Consider the following 1,728-nt stretch of genomic DNA (forward strand, 5'->3'; position numbering starts at 1 on the left):
CGGCGCGGACCTTGGCGACGGGGACGCCGAGCGCCTGCGCGGTCTCGTCGCCGAGGGCGAGAGCGTTGAGGGCGGGCGCGATGGCGAGGGCGAGCACGAGGCCCACGACGAGGGGCGCGAGGACGGGCAGCAGGATGCTCGTCTGCCGCCCGGCGAGCGAGCCGGCCAGCCAGAACCGGGCCTCGTCCAGCGTGCGGTGGCTCGCCAGCATCACCGCGGAGGTCCACGAGGCGAGCACGGCGGCCAGGACGGTTCCGCCGAGCGCGAGCCGTACGGGGTCGAGTTCGCCGGCGCGGCGGGCGAGCGCCAGGACGGCAACGGTGGCGAGCGCGGCGCCGCCGAAGGCGAACCACAGGTACTGCGCCGGGTGTTCGAGACGCAGCGCGTAGATGGCGGTGACGACGGCGAAGCTCGCCCCGGCGTTGATGCCGAGCGTGGTGGGCGAGGCCAGCGGGTTGCGGGTGACGCCCTGGGCGACGGCTCCGGCGATGCCGAGCGCCGCGCCGACGGCGAGGCCGATCAGGGTGCGCGGGACGCGCAGGCCGGTGACGACCAGGCCGTCGCGGCCCGCCTCGTCCCCGGCCAGGGCGTGCCACACGGTGCCCAGGGGCACCGGGCGGGAGCCCGCCGCGAGGCTGAGCGCCGCGCAGAGCGCGAGCGCGGCCGCGCCGGCAACAAGCAGTGCGGCCCGGCGGGCCGGGGCCGCTCGCCCGGTGGCGGGCAGCACGGAGTCCGGGGCAGCCGCAGCCGCCCCTGGAACGGTCTCGTTCACGGGAGAGACCCTAGGTTAGGTAAGGCTTACCTTGTCAATTCTCGATGGATCGCACACCCTCCTATGCCCTCGATGCCCAATTTATGAGCGCCGGAGCCTCAGCTTCCCAGCCCGATCCGTCGATAGCGCGCACGCCTGTCGGCCAGGCGTTCGCCCTGCTCGCGCGCGCCGAGGGCGGCCATTTCCGCCCCGAGGAGGACCCCCAGACGCGGCAGGAAATCGTCGTTCGCGGTGCCCGGGAGGGCGTCCGCACCGGCCTCCGGAGCCCCTTCCGGCTCCTCCACCACGAGGTCCACGATCCCGTTCGCCAGGAGGTCCGCGGAGCGTACGCCCTGCCGCCCGGCGACCTCGTAGGCCCGGTCCGTCGTCCGGTACAGGATCGCCGAGGCCCCCTCGGGCGGCAGCGGCGACAGCCACGCGTGCCGGACGGCGACGACCCGGTCCGCGGGGAGCAGCGCGAGCGCCGCGCCGCCCGCGCCCTGACCGAGCAGCAGGCACAGCGTCGGCGCGGGCAGGGTCACCAGGTCGGCCAGGCAGCGCGCGATCTCGCCGGCCAGGCCGCCCTCCTCGGCGTCGCGGGAGAGCGCCGCGCCCGCCGTGTCGACCACCGTCAGCAGGGGCAGGCCGAGTTCGGCGGCGATCCGCATCCCGCGGCGGGCGGCGCGGAGGCCGGCCGGGCCGAGCGCCTGCCCGGCGGCGGGCACCCCGCCCGCTTCCTCCCCCGCGGCACCCGTACGGCTGCCGCGGTCGTGCGCGAGCACCACGCAGGGCGTGCCGCCGACGCGCGCGAGCGCGAGCAGCAGCCCGGGGTCGCGCTCCCCCGCGCCCGTGCCGCTGAGGAGAGTGACGTCAGTGGCGGCGGCGTCCAGCAGCGCGCGGACGCCGGGGCGTTCGGGGTCACGCGAGCGGCGAATCGATTCAGCGGCGGAGGGGACGGAGGCGGAGGGGACGGGGGT

General features: G+C 76.9%; 2 protein-coding genes. Both read right to left on the bottom strand.

What is annotated here, in order from left to right; all coding sequences use genetic code 11:
* A partial coding sequence (locus ACSNOH_RS34675) for a FecCD family ABC transporter permease (RefSeq protein WP_436725426.1) occupies positions 1 to 727 on the bottom strand: 727 nt, incomplete at its 3' end.
* Positions 728 to 870: 143 nt separating this feature from the next.
* Positions 871 to 1,728: carboxyl transferase domain-containing protein (locus ACSNOH_RS34680; protein ID WP_436725425.1), on the bottom strand; the 858-nt coding region annotated here is incomplete at its 5' end.

Origin of the sequence: Streptomyces sp. URMC 127 (assembly GCF_051386535.1) — a bacterium.
GTDB lineage: Bacteria > Actinomycetota > Actinomycetes > Streptomycetales > Streptomycetaceae > Streptomyces.